Here is a 25,891-nt window from a genome sequence, read left to right on the forward strand (position 1 = left end):
TTTTATTATCTGAAATGTAGTCTGTTCGTAACTTTCTGACCGACATTTCGTCCCTGTTGAATACCATTCTCTATGGCTTCCCTAAAATGAATCCCGCCATATAGCCGGGATAAGGCTGCCTCATCAGCAGCAGCAAAAAAAGACGTAAAACTTCTTGGTGCATATCCCAAAATGACATTGATGCTGTCTTTAAAAGAAAAGGTACCTAATGCATCCGTCAGCACTTTTGAAGCTGCACCCGAACAAACGCTGTGCCCGGATGGATATTCCGGAAACGGTGGTGTAATATCGCTTCCCTGTCCCGTAGTCCATCCGGGATTCATATAGGCTTTGATATACGTTTCAGGCCTCAGCAGATTGTATTTGTATTTAGCATCCCAGCAGGAAATAAAAGCGTCAGCGGTGGTTATGCCAACCAAAGCGTATAGTTCAGCCGCTTTATCAAGCTTGTAATTCTTCAGATGGATGATATACTGGAGAATGCCCATCCAGTGTCCTGCCGGAGTTTGTGTACCACTTTGGTCGCGCCACCACAGCACCGTATTGTTTTGTTCCGTTGTCTTATTGCCGACACTTGTTAAAACCTCCCAGGCTTGCCTGCCGAAGGCAGAGCTGGTATCTGTCGAGAATGCCACCATCTGCGGAATCTCAAACTGTGCGGATGAATCCATCACAAAAGGGCGCATTTGTCCCCAATATGGCTCAGCGGGATTAAGATGTGCACCATCCGTCGGTTCCCAGTACCAAAGATGACTTGCATCTCGCGGTGGGACAGAATAATTCAGTGTTTTTACCGTCAGAAAATTATCAGACGCGGCATATTGCTTGATGGCATTTGCCACCAACATACCTCTCGCCTTGGATTTGGTAATAATAGAATCTACAACAAGACCACTCTTGGCTGAAAGGATCCTGTCGTGTATGGCATTAACGGAATCTCTGTTCCCCGCCGTTAGAGATGGAATGATGGTATCGCATTGTGCAATCAACATCAATGCCTCATTCAATACAATATCATAATCTATGGAATCCGTATTGACAGGAATGGAACTTAGGTTAAACCCCTTTAACTGACCTTGTAAGGACTTGTTGTTATTGATACCGTCTACCACACTCTCATACAGTGTTATGCCGGTATACGCATACACCCTGGCCGCTCGTGGCGGGTTGATGTTTTGTGTGGTTACAATTTTTCTGAAAAGGTTAACCCAGTCAATGGCATTTTTGGCATCATATGTCGACGCATCGGAAAGTTCATGTTTCGGAGTAATGTCCGTCATTTCTTTCTTACAACTGTTCAATAACAACAAACAGCCCAGCAGAAAGGCTGCGGGAAGACGGAGTGTGTTCTTCATAGTATGGTTTTTGTTATTGCAAGATAATATCAAAATCGACTAAATCAATGAAAATCTGCACCCTTTCTTCGATTTCCTGACGGGATAATTCTTTCAGTCGTTGCGGGCCGAACTTTTCCACGCAAAAACTAGCCATGGCAGAGCCGTAAATAACCCCGCGTTTCATGTTTTCAAAAGAAAGGTCCTTGGTATTCGATAAATACCCCATAAAGCCGCCGGCAAAGGTATCGCCTGCACCGGTTGGGTCAAATACATCTTCTAATGGCAACGCAGGCGCAAAGAATACACGATTTCCATGAAATAACAGTGCTCCGTGTTCCCCTTTCTTGATGATCAGGAATTTAGGACCCATGCCGCGAATGGTTTCCGCCGCTTTTACCAGCGAGTGTTCTTTGCTCAACTGCCGAGCCTCTTCTTCGTTGACAATCAGCAAATCCACCATCTTTAAAACGGTCATCAGGGGCTCCAACGCGATATCCATCCAGAAGTTCATGGTGTCCATGGCAATCAGCTTTGGGCGTTCCTGCATCTGACTGATGACTTTTGCCTGTAAAGACGGGTCTATATTTCCTAAAATCAGGAATTCGGATTTTTTGTATTTATCGGGTAAGATGGGGTCAAAGCTTGCCAGAACATTCAGGTCGGTTACTAAGGTGTCTCTGCGGTTCAGGTCCATATGGTATCTCCCGCTCCAGAAGAAGGACTTTTCGCCTTCCTTCACCTGAATGCCTTCGATATCTGTTCCAATGGATTGAAGATAAGCCAGTTCGTCCTTGTCAAAGTCATCCCCTATGACGCTTACCAGCTGCATATCATGTGTAAAATGCCCTGCCGATTGACAAATATAATTACCGGAACCACCTGTTATCCTGTCTACCTTGCCGAAGGGCGTTTCTATGGCATCAAAAGCAACCGTACCTACAACTAAAAGACTCATGTAAAAAATTTTTGCAAATATTGCATAATTATTTTTAATACCCTACATTTGCACTCCTAAATTAACAGAATGCTTCCTTAGCTCAGCAGGTTAGAGCAACTGACTGTTAATCAGTAGGTCCCTGGTTCGAGCCCAGGAGGGAGCGCAAACGGTGTACATTGTTGTTCACTGATGTTTACAAGAGTCCGTAAATCAAGTGTTTACGGACTTTTTTGTTTTTAGATGTTTATTAGTGTAAACAAAAAATCGCTACATTTCCGCTACTCATATTCTTTCTCTTTTTGACAGTATTGACGAAAAACACAGTTTTTCAGCTTAATAAGTTTTTAGATCGAACTGGTCTTTACGAAATAAAAATTGTCATAAAATCAGTATCCAAACTATTAATTACAGCATTGTTTTTGACCGCCGTAAAAACAGCACCGGAGAAAGCTCCATTGAAGTAAAAGCCGTAAAAGCCGGAATCATAAAGTATTTTCCAACAGGAATGAACTTTTCCGATAGCTTTTATGAAAACATCATAACACTGGCCTTGAGAGAACGTGAAGTAAATGACATTCAATCCAATGTTATTGAATCTGGATTTTTTGGATATGAGATAATTGATTCTAAAGAAGTTGATGAACTTATACAGCAATAACGCATAAATTGGATTTGATAGAGTTCGGACAGCAACCCCTTTGGTTGCTGTTTGTTTTTATATTTTGCCCTATAAATAGAAAAGGTATGGATAATTGTTTCAAACGAAACCGGAAAAATCATAAAACTTATACAAATCGGTTATCTAAATTTGGCATACATGAGATGTTTTATAATTTAAATATGAAAGTATGATAAATGTAACAGTACAAAAATTAAGCACTAATTCTATAGATTTTGGTGAAAGGTTGCTTATTGATTCAGGCAATAATGTTGCTGAACAATATGCTGAAATTGTTAGAATGGAATTTCAAGATTTAAAATGTAAAGAGCATCCAGATGCAAATCAACACATTTTAATAACGGCAGTAAAAGGAACAGTTCCAACAGTAGAAAAGAACTTTTGCTGTAACGATTTCAAAGATTCAATTCGTTTTGAATTTAAAAATTGATTTCGTTATAGTATTTTACTTTTAAACTTATTGGTTGGAAAGCCAAAATAGGGTTAGATTTTATTTGCAGATTTTAGAATATGCGAATTATAAGAGTGTTTTACTTCTGTTTTATATTCATTAAAACATGACGTAATTTGACAGTATGTTTAGTTGCTGTTATTTATATCTCTTATTACAAAAAATCGTATTTTAGCCCTCTATGGCATTGTTTCAAAAATCGGTTCTCCATCAATACATAAAGCAACTGGATAAAAATCAGGTTGCAACTGCTTATGCTGTTTTTAAATCTCATTTCCACAATGCCACAATACAGCAGCAAATCCGGGAGAGTAAGGAAGAACAGTATCAGGAGGGATTTTTCAGGGATTTGTTTGTAGAGGTATTGGGTTTTACGCTCAATCCTCAACCTAACTACAACCTGATAACAGAACAAAAGAACGAGGTAAACAGCAAAAAAGCGGACGGAGCTATTTTGAAAAATGGTGAAGTTCTCGCAGTGATAGAACTAAAAGGAACCAACACCACCGACTTGAACACCGTCACCGGGCAGGCATTTGGATATAAGAACAACCAGAAGAACTGTAAGTATGTCCTGATTTCCAACTTTGAGAAACTTCGGTTCTACATTGACAATGCTATTGACTTTGAGGAATTTGATTTGTTTACACTCACTGCCGAACGGTTTGAGTTGCTGTATTTGTGCTTACAGGCCAACAACCTTTTAACCGATGTACCGGACAAGATAAAACAAGCATCTACTGTCAAAGAGGAAAATGTCACCAAACAGCTCTATAAGGATTATTCCGAATTTAAACGCAAACTCTTTGCAGATACCGTTCACCTGAATCCTCAATTTGATAAACTTGTATTATTCAAAAAATCTCAAAAGCTGTTAGATAGAATCCTGTTTATCCTGTTTGCAGAAGACAGAGGTTTATTACAAGCCAACACGATACACACTATTTTAGATGAATTTGACAACCTCAAAAAGTTAGATGCTTATCAACCCTTATACAGCCGTTTTAAAAAACATTTCACCTATCTGAATGAGGGTTTTAAAAACGACAAATACGAGGTGTTTGGCTATAATGGCGGTTTGTTTGCACCGGATGACATTTTAGATACCATTACCATTTCAGACAATATATTACAAAATCACATTCCTACTCTTTCCCGGTATGATTACGATACAGAAGTAGATGTCAATATATTAGGACATATTTTTGAACATTCCTTAAATGATATTGAGGAGATACAGGCGGAACTGGAGGGAAAGGAAATTGATAAAACCAAAACCAAACGCAAAAAAGACGGGGTTTTCTATACACCAAAATACATTACCAAATACATAGTAGAAAATACAGTTGGTGCTTTATGTACCGAAAAGCGAAATGAATACGGAATTGTGGAGGATAACTATACACCGGACAAGCGCAAAGCCAAAAAGAAAGAACTTTTACAGAGTTTAGATGCCTACCAAAACTGGCTGTTAGAAATTACCGTTGTTGATCCGGCGTGTGGCAGTGGTGCGTTTTTGAATCAGGCATTGGATTTTCTGATACAGGAACACAAAAGCATTGATGAACTGAGAGCGCAGCTGTTAGGACATAGTTTTGTACTATCAGACCACGAAATTTCCATTTTGGAAAACAATATTTTTGGCGTGGATTTGAATGAGGAAAGCGTAGAAATTGCACGATTAAGTTTATGGCTTACGAACTGCCCGGAAAGGACGCAAACTGAACAGCCTGAACAACAATATAAAATGCGGAAATAGTTTGATAGACGATGCAAGCGTAGCCGGCGACAAGGCGTTTAACTGGCAAAATGAATTTCCTAAAATATTTGAGCGTGGAGGTTTTGACGTGGTTATTGGAAATCCTCCTTATGTAAAAGCAAGAGATAATGAAGATATTTTAGGGCGTAATTTTATTGAGAAAAATATAATGCTACTACACAAAATGCAGATTTGTCATTTTCCTTTATAGAAAAAGGAATGGCAATTATAAAAAGGAATGGCACTCTTTCAATGATTATACCTGATACCATAGGTAAAGTAATTTAGTAGAAAGTTATTGGTTAAATAATTAAAAATTAACTTATATGAAATTCTCGTTTAGTTGAAATTATAAATTTTAGACTTAAATGTTGGTGTAAAATAGAATTATCTTTTAAAGCATATCCAGTAAAGGTTACTTAAAAAAAGGTGTCTTTAAAGATTACTTTTTAACTACAAAGAAACTCTAAACTAAAGTACACAATTTAAATCAGATTGTACAAAATATCAAATTTGAAAAATTGATATTAATGACTTCATAAACAATGATTTTAATTTCATGGATAATTCAATTTCTGATTTGGTTTCAAAAATTGAAAATAATTCTACAAACTATGAAAATTAACAAATGCCAATATAGATAAAACATTTAATGACTGATTTCTATTTCAAACAGACTCTAAATTCAAGAAATTATATTTTGGAAGGGAAATAAAAAGTATGGAATTTTAAATTATGTATTAAAATATTTTTCCAGAAAGATTCCTAAACGATAAATACGAACTTATTTCTGAAAATAGTAATGAAATAAACCATTTAACTCAAAGAGATAAATTAGAAAACAGAGCTATAATTAAAGATGGAATTTCAAATGGCACAAAAAAATGGTTTGAATTTCAGCAAATAAATAAGAAACTAAATTTTGACAATGAATATATTGTCTATCCTAATGTTTCATTAGGAAATAACTTTACACTTTCAAAAGGAAATGTTATTGATATGACAGGTTTTATAATTCCTTCAAATTCAAAATATTTGTTGAGTATTTTGAATTCAAAATTAATCTCCTTTCTTATGGAATTGTATGCAATTTCAAGACGTGGCGGATATTTAGAATATAAAACGCAATATATTTCTAAGCTACCAATTAAGCAAATCTCACTTTCCGACCAACAACCCTTTATAGAAAAAGCAGAAATCATGCTGCAAAAGAACATGGAATTGCAAACGATAAAAACCAATTTTGTGAAATTGTTGCAGAGCCGTTATGCCGGGATCAACATCAACACCAAACTCAACAACTGGAACGAACTTACTTATAAAGATTTCTGCAAGGAACTGGAAAAGCAAAAAATAAAACTATCCATATCAGAACAAGCGGAATTGATGCACTACTTTGAACAGGAACAAACCAAAGCCAACAGCATACAGCAAACCATTACCCAAACCGATAAGGAAATAGACCAAATGGTTTATAAGCTGTATGAGTTGACACCGGAGGAAATAGCTATTGTAGAAAATAATTAATTTATGTGTACCGTGTCTGATAAAATAAAGTTTTGTACTTGTCCCGGTGGTGACGTAACCGAATTAAACCATTATTGGATTTTACATAGAAAAAATAACGGCAAAAAAGAAATGCTAATTGGAGAGCCTATAGGTGATTATTACAAAGAACTCTCCTACTATGAATCAAATGATACCATTCTTTGCAATAGACTGAATGAAATTGATGCATTTGATAAACCTTTACAATTTAAAGAGAAAGACAAATTTGAGGTAGTTTTTAACAATCAAAAACCCATAGAGGAAAGAATAACACATTGTTTTGTCTTTAAAAATGGAAAATGGATAACAACTGAATATGATGTTTTTAACCTTATGAATAGATTTGATGAAATTGATACAGGTACTTTTGAAAGTCCGTTTCTTTAAAATTTATACACATCGTTTAAACTTAATATTTAACATTCCAAAATCTGTATATATTTGGTTTATGCCAAAGGATATAGAGATACTTAAACCCTCCACAGGTACAGAAACCACTTTGCCGTTTGTAGGGGGTATTAGCGCCGGGTTTCCATCCCCTGCCGATGATTTTTTGGAAACTGGCATTGACTTAAACAAAGAACTGATTAAACACCCTGCCTCTACTTTTGTAGGGAGGGTAAAAAGCGATTCACTTAGAGATTTGCATATCGTAAAGGGTGACTTACTTGTCATTGATAAGAGCTTAGAACCCAAAAACGGTAAAATCGCCGTTTGTTATTTAGACGGGGAATTTACCGCCAAAAGGATAAAGATTGAAAAGGACTGTATTTGGTTGTTGCCTGCTAATGAAAATTACAAGCCTATCAAAGTAACCGCTGATAATGATTTCATCATTTGGGGAATAGTAACAAAAGTAATTAAGGATTTCTGAAATGGTAGCACTTATAGACTGTAACAACTTTTATGTAAGCTGTGAACGGGTGTTCCGCCCTGATCTAAACGGCATCCCGGTAGTGGTGCTATCCAATAACGACGGGTGCGTAATATCTCGCAGTAATGAGGCAAAGGCGTTAGGTATTCCAATGGGCGCACCTGCTTTTGAATATGAGAAAATATTCAAAGAACATAATATAAAAGTCTTTTCCTCCAATTATGCTTTGTACGGTGATATGAGTAGCCGGGTAATGAGTATCTTATCGGAATACGCACCGGAAATAGAAATTTACAGTATAGATGAAGCCTTTTTGCTGTTTGACGGGTTTGAAAATCATTTTGATTTAACCGCTTTAGGAAAGGAAATCAGAAAGAAAGTTTTAAAAGGTACGGGTATTCCTATTTCAGTAGGATTTGCACCCACTAAGGCACTCGCAAAGATTGCTAACAAGATTTCTAAAAAGTTTGCAGACCGTACCGGGGGTGTATATGAGATGGTAAGTGAAACACAACGGATAAAGGCGTTAAAGTGGTTGCCGGTGGGTGATGTGTGGGGAATTGGCAGACAGCTTACCAAAAAACTGGATGCAATAAATGTAAAGTCCGCTTATGAGTTTACACAATTACCTGAAGTTTGGGTTTTGAAAAATATGTCAGTAGTAGGGTTGCGCTTGTACCGGGAATTAAACGGACAGAATAGTTTAGAACTGGACAAACCAAAACCGAAAAAAAATATTGCCACTACTCGTTCCTTTGATAAGATGTACACCGAATTAGAGCAACTAAACGAACGGGTGCTGACCTTTGCCGTAACGTGTGCGGAAAAATTAAGACGGCAAAATTCATTCAGTAATGCAATAATGGTTTTCGTTCATACGAACGGATTCCGCAAAGACTTACCACAATACGCACGGAATATAGTGGTACAATTACCGTTCCCTACCAATTCCAGTATTGAAATTGGAAAGTATGCCTTAACTGGATTAGGGAAAATATTCAAAAAAGGCTATAATTACAAAAAAGCCGGAGTGATAGCCTTAGACATAGTTCCCGATACTCCGGTACAAATTACCCTGTTTGAAAACAGCAATCCGAAACATAAGAGCCTAATGAAGACCATAGACAAAATAAACACCTCATACGGAGGGGGTACGGTAAAATTAGCAGGTCAGGATTTAAAACGAACGTGGAAAATGAAACAGGAAAAATTAAGTCCACGATATACCACGAACATAAATGATATTATTCAAATAGGCTGAATTTCAATATTGGCAGTAATATTAAGAAAGCACTTATGATTTGGGCAATAGTTGAGAATGAAAAAATAGAAGCAATTCCTAATACAAAAGGAAAATGTCCTATTTGTTATAACAAAGTTCATTCAAAGTGTGGAGAAGTAAATGTTTGGCACTGGGCACACTTCAAGAGCAAAGAATGTGATACATGGTATGAACCGGAATCATTTTGGCATAAACACTGGAAAATGACATTTGGAAAGGAGAATGCCGAGATTAGAATTGTAAAAGATGGAAAATTTCATAGAGCGGACATTTTAACTAATGAAAAAGCAGTAATTGAATTGCAAAATTCCATTATATCAAAACCTAAAATCAGAGAAAGAGAAATTTTCTACGGTGAACGGATGATTTGGTTGATTAACGGGGAAAGATTCAAAACAAATCTTACTACTAAAGACAAATGGGAGGATAAAGATTATATTGAATTAAAGAGTCTTCCTCGCCCACCAATACGTTGGATAAGAAGTAGACCAGAGTTAACAAAAGGGATAAATGACGAGTTTTTTAAATGGGAGCATCCTCCTAAAAGTTGGATAAATGTTCAGAGACCTTTATTTATAGACTTTGGTAAAGAGTCACTTTTCAGAGTTCTTGAAGGAATGGGCACACCACAAATTAGAGGAACTTACATTTCAAAGGAAAAATTCATCAATAAGTATGGAGGAAACTTTGAATACTACTCAACATTTTGGAGCAATAACTGATTGTTGTATCTATGTATATATTAAAAGTAATGTGTTTCTATACCAAACAAACCAAACAGGCTACTGAATTAGAGAACCGATTCCGGGCAAAGGTGGATGATATGGCAGTTTTTAGAACAACTGACTACTATAATGGTTTTACTTATCCAAAAACACCAGTAATAACCAATTCAAAACCGGAAATCATTCAGCACTTGAACTGGGGGTTAATTCCATCCTGGGCAAAAGATGAAAGCTTCCGACAAAATACACTCAATGCCCGAATAGAAACCTTAACGGAAAAACCCTCTTTCAGAGATGTAGTGCATAACAGATGTTTGGTAATTGCGGACGGGTTTTATGAATGGCAGTGGTTGACAGCCAGTGGTAGCAGAAAACAAAAATACCTTATTACCTTGCCGGATAACGGACTTATTGCATTTGCAGGGTTGTATTCCAACTGGACAAATAAGCAGACAGGAGAAATCCTGCAAACTTATACCATCATTACTACGGAAGCAAACCCTTTCATGTCTGAAATACATAACCACGGAAAAAGAATGCCATTTATTTTAAAACCGGAACAGGAGCCTGCATGGCTAAGAGGGGTAAACGTAGAAGCAGAACAGGATATTGAATTAGTGGCAATACCCGAAACACCCCAACCTTTACTCTTTTTTTGATTCGCTATTTTGTAAAATTAAAGAGAAAACCGCTACATTTACGCTACAATTAGTCAAAATGAAACCGATAATAATAGGCAGAAATCCTTATTTTATTGGTTGTTAGAAAGAATACGGATTCCTTTCAGGAGGGAGCGCAAAATGAAAAAAGGCATATCATAATTGATATGCTTTTTTTCATTAAGACTATACTAAAATCGATAGGTCCATGTATAATAAAAGAGGCAAACTTTACGTCTGCCTCTTTTATTTAATAAATGGATTCGGTTGTAAATTACAGAATCTATGGACATGTCATGCTCCAATCCCATGCGGTTCCACCACCCATACATCCGCTCACAACAACGGTGAGAACTTTCCCATTGGATGGATTATAACTAACACTCAATGTTCCGGAAGCTCCGATAAAGCCAGGTAAAGGTGAACTGCAATCGCTAAGAGGCGGTATCGGACTTCCCGGATTAGCTCCTGTTCCGGTTAGCCAGGTAGTGCCTTGGTATACATCTATTCTATCAGGGACGGAATAAGTGTCATAATTGATATCTACGTCGCCGGCAGTATTACCCATATTCACATTCGTGAAGGTCAGGCCCTCTGAGCCGGAAGCAGTGGCGGTAGAACAATCCAGTTGTTCCTTGATGGTGACACATGTCGTCATGACATTGCTGATATTACCATCTCTGTCCGCAATACAGTAAGTAATACAGAAAGATCCATTTAAAACATTTGAAGGAATCGTTATCGGTACTGCAATTGTTCCGCTGTTGGGAGAACCGGCAGCACCCGAGTTAGGTACGGTAAAGAAACCATTGGTAGCGCCGTCTACCTGAACATAGCAAGTGCTATAACCTGAGTTCGATGTGTAGGTGAACGGTACTATGAATTGCGCACCTGCATTTGTTGACAGAGTACTCTGATTCAATACTAATGCCGGAGATGATGGAGTTCCGGTGGGTGCCGGTGGATTCCCGGATGTTTTGCTGGAACCTGGAATAACCAGGACGGAGGTCAGTGCATTTGCGTCAGCAGGATCTATTAGGGATGCTACTTTCTTACAGGAAGCTGCTAACATCGTAAGCACAATAACTGTTAGCAATAAAATTGGTTGTCTTTTCATAATCTTAAGTTTTAATGGTTATTAATATCCATAAATATAATAATAAAAAATAAATTTCACAATAGATGGACCAAAATTCTTGATTCGCTGCCGGAAGGCGTTGTTGTGCAGAAATCATTAGTGTCCAATATCTGCCACCGCCAAGCCAATCTTTTCACTGCCTTTGCTCCAGTGGGCATGGTTGCGGGCATTGAAATACAGATAAACCTTATCGTTCAAGATTTTTACATCACAGGCATAGATATGGCTGGCCATCCAGGGGATATCTGCCCGTGGTTGCAAAATGGGTTCTTCCCGCAAATAATCCCAATGTATGCCATCTGTGGAATGCAGGATGCAAATGGCAGAACCGGATACGCCGTTGTGTTCGTAAATGCCGTTCTGAAAGGCTAGATAGCCGTCTTCACAGGGAATGACTTTCATCGATCCTGCACCTAAATTGCTCCACCGCATTTCCGGGTTCGGAGAAAGAACAGGCTGGTTGGCACTGTCAAATTCTTTGTCGATGCTTTTGCTTTCGGCATACGTGATATGCAGCGGTTCATTGAATCCGCAATCCGGAACCCGCACCAGCGAACAGGAGAAATATAAACGATAGGTATCGTTGATTTTTATTAAACAGGGGTTACCGACCGCTCTTCCCAATTGTACATCTTCATGAAAAGCTTGTGACGGACGAATGATGTTGACAGGAGCAGACCAATGTACCAAATCTTTGGAAGAAACCATTTCAATTCTGGAGAACCAGCGTTGTTTAGGCAAAAAAGAAAAGAGCAGTTTTAATCCGGTATATTTTTCATAGAATAAATAATAGGTGTTGTTTTCTTTAAAAATGAAAGGACGCAATGCGGCCCGGACTATTCTCTTTTTATGCCGTATCCACTGTACACCATCATCGCATTCGTATTGAAAGATACCATAAATGGTGTGCGCGAACAGATGCCATCTCTTATCGGGAGATTCATCGGGTGTCAGAACGGTAGGGTCTGCGACCAAAGGGGTGAGCCTTGGAGGGTATATCAGCGGCGTATCGCTGTACAGTTTGAAATTCAGTTGCTTGAAATCAGCTATTTTCAGCATACGAACGTCGTTTATTGTAAATATTCAGGTGGTACCTGTGCCCCCAATTGCTGCGCCTGCCGGGCATCGCGGATGGCCGCTTCTTTGTTTCCGAGATTGCGGTAAGCTGTGGATCTTCCAATATAATACATCGGCTGGGTGTTCTTTAAGGAAATGGCTTTGTCAAAGGCTGCTAACGCTTCCTTGTAATGGCCAAGTGCAATATTACATAATCCTTCTTCATGATAGACATCTGCATTGTACGGATTCAGCCTGAAATAAGAAATATGTTCTTTCAGGCAGGATTCGTACTGACCGGTCATGTAATAAATCAAACCTCTGTTGAGATAGCCGTTTGCATTGTCGGGATATGCCTCCAGCCCTCGGGTGAGATAATACATCGCCTTTTCCAGATTTCCGGCCATCGCATAGGCAACACCCAGGTTTACAATCATTTCACCGGTTACCTTCTTGTCTGACTGCCCTGCTATGGAATCATTTTTTATGGCGGTCAGATAACTTTGCAGGGCTAATTGCAGCAGTTCATTACGCTGATTACTCAGAGCGGCGTCCTGTGCCGGAGTCGCATTTACCTTGTCCAGGTATACTTTGGCTAATCCGTTGTACACATAGGCATCTGTCGGTTGCAAACGGATGGCTTCGTTGAAATTGAGAACAGCCTTGTTGAAGTCTTTTTCTTCATCCCGATAATACACGGCAGCCTGTTTCCACGCCAGTGGACTGTTGGGATAGATTTTCTTGACATGTTCCCACAGCGTACCGCCGTTTTGCCAGACGGGGATTTGCCTGAAAGAAAGGAAGGCTAAGGCAATAAAATACAATACTATTGCGCCCTGTGTATAAAATTTGAAAGCAGGTTTCTGAGAAATGAACCAATCATATCCTTTCACGGAAATAAAGAACAACCCGATATACGCGATATAGGTAAAACGGTCGGCCAGAAATCCTTGTCCGGCGCCAACAATCTGCAGCAGGAACATGACATTGAAGGTAAAGAATGCCCAACCGAACAATAGGGTGGTTTGTTTTTTCTTAAAAGCCCAGACCAAAAACAGGATTAGTAGAATCGGTACGATGCCTAGACAAACATACGCCATTACCGGCAGCTTGGGGGGATATGGATAGAGCGGGGAAAGCTGAAACGGAATCAGCCACTTAATAATATAGACGGCATAAGAATATGCGCCGACCGCCAGCCGGTCAATAAAGGTATAATTGATGGTGGCGTTTTCAAAATTCAATGATTTTTCCCCTTTCAGAAAATAGATATTAATCAAACCGAACAGGAGCGATAAGATCCACCACGGGAGCTTCTCCATCACCAATATTTTTATAGACAACCAACGTCGGTTCATATAAAAATCAACGGCTACCATCGTTAGCGGCAGGGTTACTGCCTGCACCTTTGAAAACAAGGCAAGGATAGATAATGCAATTGTAAGCAGATACCATTTGGTTTTGCCTGCGGTAGTTTTGAGAAATGAAATGTACGAAGAAAGCGCACCTAAGAAAAACATACTGTACAGCACATCCTTGCGTTCTGTTATCCATGCAACTGACTCCACGCGCATCGGGTGGATACCAAAGAGCAATGCCGCGATAGCAGATGGAATCAGGCCGATTTCCAGCTGAATGAAAATGATATACACCAGCAGGGTGCAAATCAGGTGCATCCAGAGATTATTGAAGTGAAAGATAAATGGATTTAAAACCGGGTCTGGTGCAAAGAAATATTTTTCGATGGCAAACGTAAATATGGGCAGCGGATTATAGTTACCTATTACGTCTGTGCTGAAAATGGCTTTTACGGCCTTCCAGTCCCACTGATAGGCGAATATTTTCAGCGTTTCGTTTTCCAGTATGTTTTGAGGGTCATCCCAATTGACGAATTTCAGTGATAAACTGGGCAGAAAAACGATAGCCGTAATCAGTAAGATAACAGCCGCTGCCACCCAATTTGTATAATCAGGGCCTGTGACTGATTTGCCATTTTTAGTTTTTGGTGTGCGCGTTAATTCTTTTTTTGCCGGGATTTTTGGATGCGGTTTCCCTTTTTGACTACTTTTTGACATAGATGTATCAGCGCTTAATTTATAAAATATTATCCTCCGCAGCCAATGAGGCGGTTAGGGTTCTTTTTGACCAGTTCTTCCAGTTCAGGCATTAATGCATCTTTCATGAATTCATAACCTTGAGTAGATTCCGTTTGATTCTCTGTATTCGTTTGAACGGCTTTCTTTCCTTTAGTGGCAGATGCAATCTCTTTCATGAAATGTTTTTTCTTCTTAACCATACTTAAAATTAAACATTTATCTTTATAAACAGAATGAAAAACTTTATTCAGCACTATACCGGCTTTATCCGGAATATACGATTCTTTCATTATTTGTATAACTGGCTGCACCGGAAAGGATTGAAGCATAATGAACATTTATATCCTTATTACGGCATAAAAAAATCATTGTATGCATCCATTTCGCATAACGATTTTAACGGTATGCGGGCAAAAACTCCGTGGCTGGACGGAATCATAAGTAAAAAAGATATTGAAAATCATCCCCTGTTTCCGTTCTTCCCGGAAGAGATTTCCGGACAGGTGTTAAACTGGCAGGAGAACGGCTATATCATCTGGAATAATTTTTTAAGCAGTGAAACGGCAGACGATATCAATGACGATATAGATGAGTTGCTGAATAAGAAAGCGGTGGATTTTAATTATACCGGCAGAAAGATTTTCAATGCTTACCGGCAATCCTATACGCTGCGGAAAGTGATTAAGGATAAGAGGCTGCTGGAGCTGTTGTCATTTCTTTTAGGGAAAAAGGTGCTTCCATTTCAAACAATTAATTTTTTAAAAGGCAGTGAGCAGGAACCGCATTCCGATTACATTCACATGAGCACTTTTCCGCAGGGATACCTGATAGCAGTCTGGCTTGCCTTAGAAGACATCTCGTTCGAGCAGGGGCCATTGTCCTATTATGAGCAGTCGCATCAGCTGCCCTATCTTACAAACGATGACTATGACAACAGCAGTTCTAGATTTTTGCTGGACGGAAACGCCAATAAAAAATACGAAGCAAAGGTGCAGCAGTTGATTGATACCAATCTGCTGCAGAAGAAAATTTTTACTGCAAAAAAAGGAGATGTATTCATTTGGCACGGCAACCTGATTCATGCAGGAGAGCCTATGCTGAATCCGGCTTTAACCCGAAAGAGCGTAGTGGCACATTACTTTGCCGAAGGCGTGATTTGTTATCATGAAATCAGCGAACGGCCCGCCATTTTTGATACGGAGCTGGTGGGTGAAGTGAAGGAGGATTTCTATAAAGGCCAGACGCATTTTTTTGATGTGTGATGGTGGCGGCTATCCTTTCCGGATAAAGACGCGGTATGCCATATACAGGAAGCCGGGAATAATCACTACACCCAGTTTGAAAAATGAAGTTGCTCCCATGTACGGTAATCCGAACCCAATGGCGGCCAGTATGAATATGCCGAGCAATACGGTGAACAATTTCCCCCAAATGGATTCATAGATGGTTTTCTTGCGCACGATAGGCGTTAAATCGGCAACAGGTTTAGTATTGGCATATGTTGTTGCAGGAGCGGTGGTTGGAAGTGATTGATTATAGTCCTCTACCTGAGATAAGAAGCAGGTTAAAAATGAACCGAACTCGTCTTTTTTTGCGCCATACATATCATTCAGCACCCACTCATCCCCATTCTTAAATTTAACCTCCAGGTATTCGTACTCTCCCCTGTAGCGGCCCCTGTCCGTTCCATTCTTATAGCCTTTCACATCACTCCAGCGGTGAGACATAAAGGCATGTTTCTTTAACAGAAACCCGGGGTTTTCCAGGGTTCGCTGCAAGGTGGATTCGGATAATCTGAATGTAGCGATGCAGGATATGAGGGTAACAATATAATACATAAGCCCGACGATAAACAAAACGAGCAGCCAAACGGGCAGTTTGGCAAAAATACCTATGAATAAAATCCCCAAGGAAATATATGTGGCAATGGCAATGGATGCCCAGTTGCCAAAGGGTAATATTTTACAGGAGTATTCAACAGGAGTTATAGAGGAGGATCTTACCATAATTCATCATCGCTTATGTCAGCTGGCTTTTGTGTTTTGAAAAGTTTACGGGTTTCTATCTTTTGTCTTTGCCGGTCGATGATCAGGTCAGCGATTATTTCTGCGGCATTCTCCCCCTGGTGTGCCTTCATCAGCTTACGCACTTTATCTTCATGCACGTCAATTCTGTATAAGAGATAGAGGAGATGCTCAAAGTCGTTGTTGATCCAGTCGTTGATTCGTCGGATGATGTGTCTTCTGAATTCGCTGAATGAATTGAAAGAGACACTGTTCTCTTCCAGCAACTGCAGGGTGTACTCTTGAATTGTTTGTTCGTTTTCCATGAGGAGCATTTAAAGATACCGGTATAAAAGGGACACTATTTATCGAAAGACATTACAAAACTATTTTCTCAACACCCATACCGAACAATGCAAAATCAAAACGCACAGGATCTTTCTCGTCAATCTTTTTTAAGTTAGCAGTTAATTCGCAAACTGTCAACCAGTCGCGTTGTTTTCTTTCTATTAAGTTTAACCGGCGTGCATAATTGTCTACATGAACATCCAGCGGCATTAATAAATTCTCGGGTTTTATCTTTTTCCAAATTCCAAAGTCCACTCCGTTGCTGTCTTTCCGAACCATCCACCTCAGGTACATGTTCAACCGTTTGCACGTTGATTTCCTTTCCGGTGTGGCCACATGCTTTCTGGTCCGTTCGGGATGATACGCCAGTGAAAAGAAATGATGGTTAAACTGAATCAGTCCTTGTGCTGCATCACCCGCTAAGAATAAACTTTCCAGAGATTCCTGGCTGGAATAATGCTGTTTCAGGAATTCAATAAAATACAATACATCGGTGGCATTGAAAGTGCGGTGTACAAATTGGGTGAATGGGTTTAACTCCCTTGCAGAATGATGAAGGATAAATTCATGCGGACGGTTATCCATCAGTGCCATCAGTTTAGTACAGCTGTTGATGATGGAGGTGCGATTGCCCCATGCGAGCGTGGCGGCAAACAGTCCTGCAATTTCTATATCTTGTTTTTTGCTGAACCGATGCGGAATGGAAATCGGGTCATGGACAATAAAATCAGGGCGGTTGTATTTTTCGTAATAAAACTCCAGAATATCCACGGTCTCTTGTGTCATCATATCATGTTTATTAGGTATTGAGCGGAGGTTGTTCGCCATGGTGTTCCTGTAAAATTGTCCATACATATCGCACAGAAAACCAAAGTCCGACAAATGCTAATACGGACAACAAAGGAATGCTTTGCTGAATTAACAGAAAATCATAGGCTCCGTGCAACAGGATGGGGTATATCAGTCCTTTGCGCATCAGTTCGTTGGTATGGGTAGTGTCAAATTTGGCCAGCCCGACATGATAGCCCATCGTTACGGCAAATACGGCATGTGCCGGGATGGCGGTTACCATCCTGAAGAGTGCAACCCCTAGTCCGTGCTGCGCAACATACAGTACGTTTTCAAACGAAGCGAATCCCATCCCTATCATGACGGCATACACAATACCGTCGAGTGGTTCGTTGAATTCCCTGCGCTTAAAAAGAATGTACCGGAGAAAAAAGAATTTCGCAAATTCTTCACTCAGGGCAACTACCCAGAATGCGTACAGTGCGGAATTAATGAGGTTGCCGTTATTCGTAACAAAGTTTGCTCCCATCAGGCTGGAGATGCTGGCTGGAAACACACTGAATACGCCAAAGCAGAATGCTGCTATCATCAGCCAGATAGGTTCCTTCTCAAACCGGTCTTTGTGAATGATATAACCGCAAATGGCTAATGCCGGTGCGATGGCCAGTATGAGTAATGTCCAGGTCATTTTAAATTGTTATTGTCATGCAGTAAGCATTCCGATTAAATGGGGTTGATATTCCTGCAAATCTGTATGGCTGTTTATCCCAATGCCCTCTTCAAATCTTCTATTAAGTCGTCGGCATCTTCAATTCCTACACTCAAACGGATTAGTGAATCCACCACGCCCGTCTTCTGGCGTTCTTCCAGTGGGATGCTTCCGTGTGTCATGGTTGCCGGATGTCCAATCAGGCTTTCCACGCCCCCCAGTGATTCCGCCAAAGAAAACAATTGTGTCGAAGATAATACTTTATTGGCAGCATCGAGACTGTCATCTTTCAAAGAGAAAGACACCATTGCCCCGAATCTTTTCATCTGTCTTTTCGCGATTTCATGACCTTTGTGTCCCGTAAATCCCGGATAGTTCACTTTTTCCACTTTTGGGTGTGATTTTAAGAAGGCTGCTATTTTTTCTGCATTCTCACACGCTCTTTCTACGCGGATATGAAGGGTTTTGATACCACGCAGGATTAAGAAGCAATCCTGCGGGCCGGGTACCGCACCACACGCATTTTGTAAGAAATACAATTGCTCTGCCAGTGCTTTATCTTTTACGACAATTGCGCCATGTATAACGTCACTATGGCCGCCTAAGTATTTGGTAGCGGAATGGATGACAATGTCTGCACCTGCATCCAGGGGTGTTTGCAAATATGGAGAAGCAAAGGTATTGTCCACGCAGACGAGTAAATGGTGTTTTTTAGCGAGTGCGCAAACCGCTGCAATATCCACGATATTCAGCATCGGATTGGTGGGTGTTTCAATCCAGATCAATTTTGTGCTGGCCGTAATGGCGTTTTCAATATTGGAAATATCCGTCATGTCCACAAACGTGAAGTCCATGCCGAACCGCCCGAATACTTTGGTGAAGATACGATAGGTGCCGCCGTAAAGGTCATTGCAGGAAATGATATGGTCGCCGCTGCTGAACAGCTTCGCGATGGCATCGGTTGCAGCCAGTCCGCTGGCGAAACAAATGCCGTGATTGCCGTTTTCCAGTGCGGCCAATTGATTTTGCAGCACATTTCGGGTGGGGTTTTGTGTGCGGGCGTATTCAAACCCCTTATGTTCGCCCGGTGCATCCTGGACATAGGTGGATGTTTGGAAAATAGGCGTCATGATGGCACCTGATGTGGCGTCCGGCTCTATGCCTGCATGAATGACTTTGGTTGCAAATTTCATTTTTTGTATATTTTGTAATGTGTACGGAGTAATTATTTATTTTCAAAAATACCAAATAAAAAACCGCCTGCAAATAAATACAAGCGGTTTTAAATCGTATAATATTGAAATACTATTCACCGCTTATGAGATAAAAGCAGCAACAGTTCATATTTTTCTTACTCTTCATAGCATAAAGTTAAAAAAAATTATTCATTCAGCAAATTAATCACCAGCCCGGATTTCAGCTTGGGTTCAAACCAGGTGGACTTTGGAGGCATAATGTTCCCGGAATCAGCAATGGCGATGAGTTGGTCTAAGGAAACCGGAAAGAATGCAACTGCAATTTTCATCTCGCCGCTGTCCACCCGTTTCTGTAATTCCCCTAAGCCTCGGATACCTCCTACAAAGTCAATCCTTTTGTCGGTGCGTTGGTCTTTGATGCCTAAAACAGGATCCAGGATATTATTGCTTAAAATGGTTACATCCAATATACCAATCGGGTCGGTTTCGTCGTAGGTGCCCTTCCTGGCGGTCAATTTGTACCAGCTGCCGTTTACATACATCGAAAACTCATGTAGTCGCACCGGTTTATAAAAGGCAGCCCCCATTTTTTCAACTTCAAATTTTTCTCCAATCCGATTCAGCAGTTCCTCTTCTGAGAGTCCGTTTAAATCTTTCACCAGGCGGTTGTAATCCTGAATCTGCAATTGATTGGACGGGAACAAACACGACAAAAAATAATTATAGGGTTCATTGCCGGTATGATTCGGGTTTTCATCCCGTAATTGTTTTCCAACCTTTGCGGATGCCGCTGAACGGTGGTGTCCGTCAGCAATATAACTGGCTGCTACCGTTTCGTGGAATAAGCCGGCCAGTTTATTGATAATGTTTTCATTGTCAATCTTCCACAACTGGTGGCGCACATCCTGAGAGTCTGTGAAATCATTTTCAGCAGTATGATGTTCGCAGTAATGTTCGATAATCGCATCAATTTCCTGAACGCTTTTGTATGTCAGAAAGACCATACCCGGCTGAGCCATCTTGGTCTTCATATGGCGGATACGGTCGTTCTCTTTTGCCACCAGGGTAAGTTCGTGTCTTTTGATATGGTTGTTAAAATAATCGTCAATCGAACTGCCTGCCACCAATCCGGTTTGTATTCTGCCATCCATCGTCTGTGCATAGATATACAAACAAGGATTCTCATCACGCACTAAAATTCCGTCACGGATAAACCGTTCAAAGATTTCTTTTCCCTTTTCATAGACAGCATCTTCATACTGATCTATCGGCTGATCGAAATTGATTTCAGGTTTGGAGATATGCAGAAAGGAATATGGATTGTCTTTGGCCTCTTCTTTAGCTTCCGCCGAGTTTAGAACATCATAGGGCTTGGCCGCAACCTTATCAGCAATATCTTTTCGCGGGCGAAGGCCCTTAAGCGGTCGTATGGTTATCATTTTTTACGGAGGTTCTTGTTGTTTTTTCTTAATGCCTTCATCTTTCTCATTTTTTCTAATACGGGTTGCTCTTTCTTTTTGATATCGGTCGTCTCAATGCCAAATTTTTCGAAAGAACCATCCTTAAAGGCGCTTAGCGCTCTCAGGTAAACAGGATTTTGTTCATTGGCGATTTGATAGAAAATCCCGCCGCTCCAGATGTTTTGTCCAATCATTCCCTTGAGTTGGTTTTTTATCGTAGGGATGCTTCTGCTGAAATTTTCTGCCGAGTCCGGTTCTACCTTCTTGGCTTTTGCGAATGCATATAATTTATCCAACAGGACAGAGTCGATTGTAAATTCCTTAAGGAAAGTCTCTTGTGTAGGGTATGTCTTTTCAAACATGGATCGGTTGTTATTGACATAGTCGAGTGCGAACTGATTGAAAGAGCCGGAGCGAATCAGTTTGCCATAGAATTTGGAACTCCAGGAGGTATCTATTCCGACAAATATATCCGGGGTAATTCCTCCGCCTCCATATACGATTCTCTTTTTGTTGGTGTAATATCGGGTGGTGTCATTTATCTTCACTTTGGCAGAGTCAAACAATTCTCCGCTCTCAAACCGTTGCTCCAGGTCTTCGTTATAGTTTTCCAGCCCTTTCTCATAAGGTTTCTGTATGTTTCTGCCACTCGGAGTATAATAGTGAGCCATGGTTAAACGAACCACGGACATATCCGGAAGCGGATACCCTTTTTGGACCAAGCCTTTACCATAGGTTCTTCTTCCTATAATTAACCCTCTGTCCCAATCCTGAATGGCACCGGACACAATTTCGCTGGCAGAGGCGGTTGTCTGGTCTACCATAATGACCAAATCCCCTTTTTCAAAGTTACCGGCTTTAGTAGCATTTAAATCTATGCGGGGCTGGGAGCGGCCTTCAGAATAAACTACGAGGTTACCCTCCCCTATAAATAGGTCTGACAGACTGTGAGCCTGATTCAGATAGCCGCCACCGTTGCCCGTAAGGTCGAGAATCAGTTTTTTGCACCCAGCCTAACCAGAGAATCTATGGCTGCTTTGGTCTCTTCGGTTGCGGTATTGGAAAAACGTGCCAGTTTGATATAGCCGATTTCAGGAGTCGCCATGTACTGAGCTTCGATGGCATAAATAGGTATTTTATCACGGATGATTTCAAACTCTAATAATTCGGGTTCACCCACCCGTTTTACCTTGATGGTAACCCTGGTGCCTTTTCTGCCGCGTAATTTCTTAAACACACCGTCGTTATTGATACCTGCACCGGCTACTTTAGCCGTATCTACAAAAATAATCTTGTCGCCATCCTGCACCCCTACTTTTTGGGAAGGGCCACCGGTAATAACATGTACGACAATGATCGTATCCTGATAGATCTGGAACTGGATACCCACTCCTTCAAAGTTTCCTTCCAAGGGCTCATTGGCTTTTTTGATTTCTTCCGCATTCATATATACGGAATGAGGGTCCAGCTTTTTTAAAATTTCCTTGATGCCGATTTCAACCAAAGAATCCAGGTTGGCTTTTTCTACATAGTAATTATCCAGCAGGTTTAGGAAGGTACCCATTTTTTGCTGATACATCTGAGCATTCGTATGCCGGATGAAACTTCCGGTCAATAAAACAAATAACAAAAAGAGTTTTCTCATATCCGTTAATAGAACGATAAAAGTAGCATTTTAGATGAACTGTTACTGTTAATCTTGCTTATTTTTTGCTCTGAGCCGGATATTCAGGAATTCAACCGTCAGGGAGAAGAATATGGCAAAATATATGTAGCCTTTTGACACATGAACGCCCAGTCCTTCCGGCATGCCTTCCAGTATCAGCGTTACACCGATTAGAATCAGGAAGGATAGTGCCAGTATTTGAAGAGTGGGATGTTTGTTGATGAAATGGCTGACCTGTCCTGCAAATGCCATCATGATAAACATGGAGAGTATGACGGCGATAATCATGATAATGACATGTTGGGTGAGGCCGACTGCTGTCAGGATGGAATCAAATGAAAATACGATATCCAATAACATGATTTGCAGCACCACCATATTAAATGTACTCTTCGCCAGACTCTTTCCGGCATGTTCCTCTACTATCGGTTTTTCAATCTTATGGTGAATCTCCGAAGTGCTCTTTGCTAATAAGAAAAGTCCGCCGAATAAGAGTATCAGGTTTCGCCCCGAAACACCATACCCCAGGATATGAAATAAAGGCTCCTTTAGTCCGATAATCCATTTAATGCTCAATAACAGGAGAATCCTGAACACCAGTGCGCCAATTAATCCGATTCTTCGTGCACGTGCCTGCTGATGGGCCGGCAGCTTTCCTGCGGTGATGCTGATAAATATGATATTATCAATACCCAATACCACCTCCATGAAGGTAAGCGTTAAAATACTGAGCCAAGTTGCGGGTTCTGAGAAAATACTGAAGTCCATATATGCAGATAAATGTGAAACTGAAAGTGTTTTTGCTTTAAGCGCGGTAAAAATAATAATAAATCTGCTGGAAAAGTTCCGTAAATCAACAGTTTCCTTAATTTAATTGAGGCAAGGAGGCAAAATCTGCATGTATAAGCGTCCGTATTTACTTGGAGATAATCCCTAATAACAAGATCATCAGCAAAATCAGAAAATACTGGAATGCCCGTACTTCTTTAATGATATGTATATCTTCTTTCATATTCGTTTGGTTTGGTTTTCTATTCAATTTAGTCCAATCCAAACAAATTGTCAATCATTTGATTCAACTAAATCAGAAATCGTACACTGTTGAAATGTGGATAATAGTTGAAACAGACAACAGGGGGGCGGAAAACGGAAGGAAGAATTATCTTCGGTCAATATCTTTATATTGTAAGTCGTGCTGATAATAAAATAAATCCCATTTACCATCATTATATTCCAATGCCGTAAGATTTTCCACCCAGTCGCCGCTGTTGAGATAAACGGCACCCCCCCCCGCCATCGTCACTTCACGGATTTGTGGTTTGTGTATGTGGCCGCAGATGATATAGTCATAGCCCTGTTCGATACCTATTTCTATCGCCACATCTTCAAAATCCTGCACGTTGCTTTTTACCAATGACTTTACCTTATCCTTGATGTATTTGGAGATGAAGATCTTATCCTTTCCATACCGTATCCGGATATTATTGATAAAACGGTTGACCTGCCAGATGGTGTCATAGGTTTTTCCGCCCAGTTTTGCCAGCCAGCGCGCACTGCCACCCACTGACAGGTCATATTTATCTCCGTGAAATATCCAATGCTTCTTTCCGTCAATTTCCAGGATAATCTCGTCTCTCAACTGAAGGGTATCAAACTTATAGCCTGAGAAATTACGCATGTGGTCATCGTGATTCCCGGTAACGTAATAGACCGGTGTGCCCTGACGGGCAAAATCCAGGATTAAAAAAATATTTTCAATATGTTCCTGAGGAAAATAGCCAGAACTGAAATTCCAGATATCCAGCCAGTCGCCATTGATGATTAAGATGGTTGGGTCTATACTCTTTAGATAGCGGTTGAGTTCAGCGGCATGGCAAGCCCTTGTACCCAAATGGATATCAGAAATGATGCAAATTTCTATTCTGCGCTTTTCCTCCGTCATTATAATTCCTTTGAATATAGCTGAAATATACCAATATTTTTACTTCTTTGATATAAGATAACAACCGGAGAGGCGGATTGTTAAATAATCTGAATTTGAACAGGCTTATTCTTAAAATTAATTTAACCAAAATAAAAGATGTAAATTTTGCACTTTTTGTCATATTTGTACAATATAGAGAATAAATTATTCACATTTTAAAAATTATAAGATGTCATACGCTAAATTAGAGTACATTTGGTTAGACGGTTACAAACCAACACAAAGTCTTAGAAGCAAAACAAGAGTGGAAAGAGGCTTCACCGGTAAACTGGAAGATTGCCCAACCTGGTGTTTTGATGGTTCTTCTACAGAACAGGCACCCGGGGGCTCCTCGGACTGTCTGTTAAAACCGGTTTTTATTTGTCCGGATCCGGCCAGAAAGTTCGGATATCTGGTCATGTGTGAAGTTTTATCACCGGACGGAACACCGCATGAATCCAATGGACGTGCTACCATCGAAGATGATGACAACGATTTCTGGTTCGGTTTCGAGCAGGAATATTTTATCTGGGATTTGAAAAAAGACAAGCCTATTGGCTGGTCTGACTATACACCAAGCGGCGAACCTGGCCCTCAGGGACCCTATTATTGCTCCGTTGGCGGTGGTAAAGCGGTTGGCCGTTATATCGTGGAAGAACATCTGGATTTATGCTTAGAGGCTGGATTGAATGTGGAAGGTATCAACGCCGAAGTGGCAATTGGACAATGGGAGTTTCAGGTGTTTTCCAAAGGTGCTAAAGCCGCAGGCGACCAAACATGGATTGCGCGTTACCTGATGGAAAGAGTGGCGGAGAAATACGGCTATGCAATCAACTGGCACTGCAAACCACTAGGCGCAACAGACTGGAACGGTTCCGGTATGCATGCTAACTTTTCTAACACGGTACTCAGAACCTGCGGAAGCAAAGAAACGTATGAAACCATTTGCAACGCGTTTGCGCCTTACGTAAAAGAACATATTGATGTTTACGGTGCTGATAACCATATGCGCTTAACCGGTAAACACGAAACTCAATCCATCGATAAATTTTCGTTTGGTGTTTCTGACAGAGGTGCATCAATCCGTATTCCGATTGCAACGGTAGACAAAGGGTGGAAAGGCTGGTTGGAAGACCGACGTCCAAATTCTGCAGCCGATCCGTATAAAGTTGCGGCACGCATTGTGAAAACGGTTAAAACGGCAAATGTATAACAA

25 protein-coding genes, 1 tRNA gene and 1 pseudogene are annotated in these 25,891 nt (G+C 40.5%); 11 read left to right on the top strand and 16 right to left on the bottom strand.

Translation table 11 applies throughout. The features are described 5' to 3' along the window. Window positions 1–5: 5 nt before the first annotated feature. Window positions 6–1,355, bottom strand: a complete 1,350-nt coding sequence (locus IPM95_11400) for a vanadium-dependent haloperoxidase (GenBank protein MBK9329881.1) — start codon at window positions 1,353–1,355, stop codon at window positions 6–8. A 13-nt stretch (window positions 1,356–1,368) separates the two neighbouring features. Then, entirely contained in the window at window positions 1,369–2,292 is a 924-nt protein-coding gene (locus IPM95_11405; GenBank protein MBK9329882.1) for a sugar kinase, read from the bottom strand. A gap of 71 nt (window positions 2,293–2,363) precedes the next feature. Here IPM95_11405 and IPM95_11410 point away from each other — a divergent pair. The 9 genes and pseudogenes from IPM95_11410 to IPM95_11450 all read left to right on the top strand — a co-directional run bounded on the left by IPM95_11410 (window position 2,364) and on the right by IPM95_11450 (window position 10,251). After that, window positions 2,364–2,437 (top strand) — tRNA-Asn (locus IPM95_11410). A gap of 685 nt (window positions 2,438–3,122) precedes the next feature. Further along, the gene (locus IPM95_11415; protein MBK9329883.1) at window positions 3,123–3,383 is read left to right on the top strand and encodes a hypothetical protein; all 261 of its coding nucleotides are present in this window, start codon (window positions 3,123–3,125) and stop codon (window positions 3,381–3,383) included. A 202-nt stretch (window positions 3,384–3,585) separates the two neighbouring features. After that, window positions 3,586–5,374 (top strand): annotated as a pseudogene (locus IPM95_11420) (N-6 DNA methylase). Between the two features lie 536 nt (window positions 5,375–5,910). Beyond that, complete coding sequence (locus tag IPM95_11425) at window positions 5,911–6,690, top strand: hypothetical protein (protein ID MBK9329884.1); 780 nt, start codon at window positions 5,911–5,913, stop codon at window positions 6,688–6,690. Between the two features lie 12 nt (window positions 6,691–6,702). Then, window positions 6,703–7,098, top strand: coding sequence for a hypothetical protein (locus IPM95_11430; GenBank protein ID MBK9329885.1), 396 nt, complete (start codon window positions 6,703–6,705; stop codon window positions 7,096–7,098). A gap of 61 nt (window positions 7,099–7,159) precedes the next feature. Further along, a complete protein-coding gene (gene umuD / locus IPM95_11435) occupies window positions 7,160–7,585 on the top strand; it encodes a translesion error-prone DNA polymerase V autoproteolytic subunit (GenBank protein ID MBK9329886.1) in 426 nt (141 codons plus the stop codon). Window position 7,586: 1 nt separating this feature from the next. Next, window positions 7,587–8,846 (top strand): Y-family DNA polymerase, encoded by a 1,260-nt coding sequence (locus IPM95_11440; protein ID MBK9329887.1) that lies wholly within the window; start codon window positions 7,587–7,589, stop codon window positions 8,844–8,846. 35 nt (window positions 8,847–8,881) lie between these two features. Then, on the top strand, window positions 8,882–9,589 hold the full coding sequence (locus IPM95_11445; protein ID MBK9329888.1) for a hypothetical protein: 708 nt from the start codon (window positions 8,882–8,884) through the stop codon (window positions 9,587–9,589). A 29-nt stretch (window positions 9,590–9,618) separates the two neighbouring features. Further along, a complete protein-coding gene (locus IPM95_11450) occupies window positions 9,619–10,251 on the top strand; it encodes an SOS response-associated peptidase (GenBank protein MBK9329889.1) in 633 nt (210 codons plus the stop codon). Window positions 10,252–10,534: 283 nt separating this feature from the next. Here IPM95_11450 and IPM95_11455 read toward each other — a convergent pair whose 3' ends face one another. The 4 genes from IPM95_11455 to IPM95_11470 all read right to left on the bottom strand — a co-directional run bounded on the left by IPM95_11455 (window position 10,535) and on the right by IPM95_11470 (window position 14,741). Then, window positions 10,535–11,368: a hypothetical protein gene (locus IPM95_11455; GenBank protein ID MBK9329890.1), complete on the bottom strand. Its 834-nt coding sequence runs from the start codon at window positions 11,366–11,368 to the stop codon at window positions 10,535–10,537. A gap of 117 nt (window positions 11,369–11,485) precedes the next feature. Continuing rightward, window positions 11,486–12,448, bottom strand: coding sequence for a glycosyl hydrolase family 43 (locus IPM95_11460; protein ID MBK9329891.1), 963 nt, complete (start codon window positions 12,446–12,448; stop codon window positions 11,486–11,488). A gap of 11 nt (window positions 12,449–12,459) precedes the next feature. Further along, a complete protein-coding gene (locus tag IPM95_11465) occupies window positions 12,460–14,520 on the bottom strand; it encodes a tetratricopeptide repeat protein (GenBank protein MBK9329892.1) in 2,061 nt (686 codons plus the stop codon). A gap of 29 nt (window positions 14,521–14,549) precedes the next feature. Beyond that, on the bottom strand, window positions 14,550–14,741 hold the full coding sequence (locus tag IPM95_11470) for a hypothetical protein (GenBank protein MBK9329893.1): 192 nt from the start codon (window positions 14,739–14,741) through the stop codon (window positions 14,550–14,552). 33 nt (window positions 14,742–14,774) lie between these two features. Here IPM95_11470 and IPM95_11475 point away from each other — a divergent pair, with 33 nt between their 5' ends. Further along, a complete protein-coding gene (locus tag IPM95_11475) occupies window positions 14,775–15,803 on the top strand; it encodes a phytanoyl-CoA dioxygenase family protein (protein ID MBK9329894.1) in 1,029 nt (342 codons plus the stop codon). A gap of 9 nt (window positions 15,804–15,812) precedes the next feature. Here the strand turns inward: IPM95_11475 and IPM95_11480 are convergent, their stop codons facing one another. The 10 genes from IPM95_11480 to IPM95_11525 form a co-directional block, all read right to left on the bottom strand. Further along, window positions 15,813–16,547 (bottom strand): hypothetical protein, encoded by a 735-nt coding sequence (locus IPM95_11480; GenBank protein ID MBK9329895.1) that lies wholly within the window; start codon window positions 16,545–16,547, stop codon window positions 15,813–15,815. Next, the gene (locus IPM95_11485) at window positions 16,541–16,870 is read right to left on the bottom strand and encodes a hypothetical protein (protein ID MBK9329896.1); all 330 of its coding nucleotides are present in this window, start codon (window positions 16,868–16,870) and stop codon (window positions 16,541–16,543) included. The genes IPM95_11480 and IPM95_11485 overlap by 7 nt, the downstream gene beginning before the upstream one ends. A gap of 52 nt (window positions 16,871–16,922) precedes the next feature. Then, window positions 16,923–17,678 (bottom strand): TIGR02757 family protein, encoded by a 756-nt coding sequence (locus tag IPM95_11490; protein ID MBK9329897.1) that lies wholly within the window; start codon window positions 17,676–17,678, stop codon window positions 16,923–16,925. Between the two features lie 13 nt (window positions 17,679–17,691). Continuing rightward, window positions 17,692–18,369: a PrsW family intramembrane metalloprotease gene (locus IPM95_11495; GenBank protein MBK9329898.1), complete on the bottom strand. Its 678-nt coding sequence runs from the start codon at window positions 18,367–18,369 to the stop codon at window positions 17,692–17,694. A gap of 74 nt (window positions 18,370–18,443) precedes the next feature. Further along, entirely contained in the window at window positions 18,444–19,583 is a 1,140-nt protein-coding gene (locus IPM95_11500; GenBank protein MBK9329899.1) for a cystathionine gamma-synthase, read from the bottom strand. 188 nt (window positions 19,584–19,771) lie between these two features. Further along, the gene (locus IPM95_11505) at window positions 19,772–21,025 is read right to left on the bottom strand and encodes a DUF1015 domain-containing protein (protein MBK9329900.1); all 1,254 of its coding nucleotides are present in this window, start codon (window positions 21,023–21,025) and stop codon (window positions 19,772–19,774) included. Then, complete coding sequence (locus tag IPM95_11510) at window positions 21,022–22,044, bottom strand: hypothetical protein (GenBank protein ID MBK9329901.1); 1,023 nt, start codon at window positions 22,042–22,044, stop codon at window positions 21,022–21,024. The genes IPM95_11505 and IPM95_11510 overlap by 4 nt, the downstream gene beginning before the upstream one ends. Next, window positions 22,041–22,691 (bottom strand): PDZ domain-containing protein, encoded by a 651-nt coding sequence (locus tag IPM95_11515; protein ID MBK9329902.1) that lies wholly within the window; start codon window positions 22,689–22,691, stop codon window positions 22,041–22,043. The genes IPM95_11510 and IPM95_11515 overlap by 4 nt, the downstream gene beginning before the upstream one ends. A gap of 48 nt (window positions 22,692–22,739) precedes the next feature. Next, on the bottom strand, window positions 22,740–23,480 hold the full coding sequence (locus tag IPM95_11520; protein MBK9329903.1) for a TerC family protein: 741 nt from the start codon (window positions 23,478–23,480) through the stop codon (window positions 22,740–22,742). 391 nt (window positions 23,481–23,871) lie between these two features. Then, window positions 23,872–24,654, bottom strand: a complete 783-nt coding sequence (locus tag IPM95_11525) for a UDP-2,3-diacylglucosamine diphosphatase (protein ID MBK9329904.1) — start codon at window positions 24,652–24,654, stop codon at window positions 23,872–23,874. A 211-nt stretch (window positions 24,655–24,865) separates the two neighbouring features. Here IPM95_11525 and IPM95_11530 point away from each other — a divergent pair, with 211 nt between their 5' ends. Next, window positions 24,866–25,888, top strand: coding sequence for a glutamine synthetase beta-grasp domain-containing protein (locus tag IPM95_11530; protein ID MBK9329905.1), 1,023 nt, complete (start codon window positions 24,866–24,868; stop codon window positions 25,886–25,888). Window positions 25,889–25,891: the final 3 nt, after the last annotated feature.

The sequence above is a fragment of the Sphingobacteriales bacterium genome (assembly GCA_016719635.1).
Lineage (GTDB): Bacteria > Bacteroidota > Bacteroidia > Chitinophagales > JADIYW01 > JADJSS01.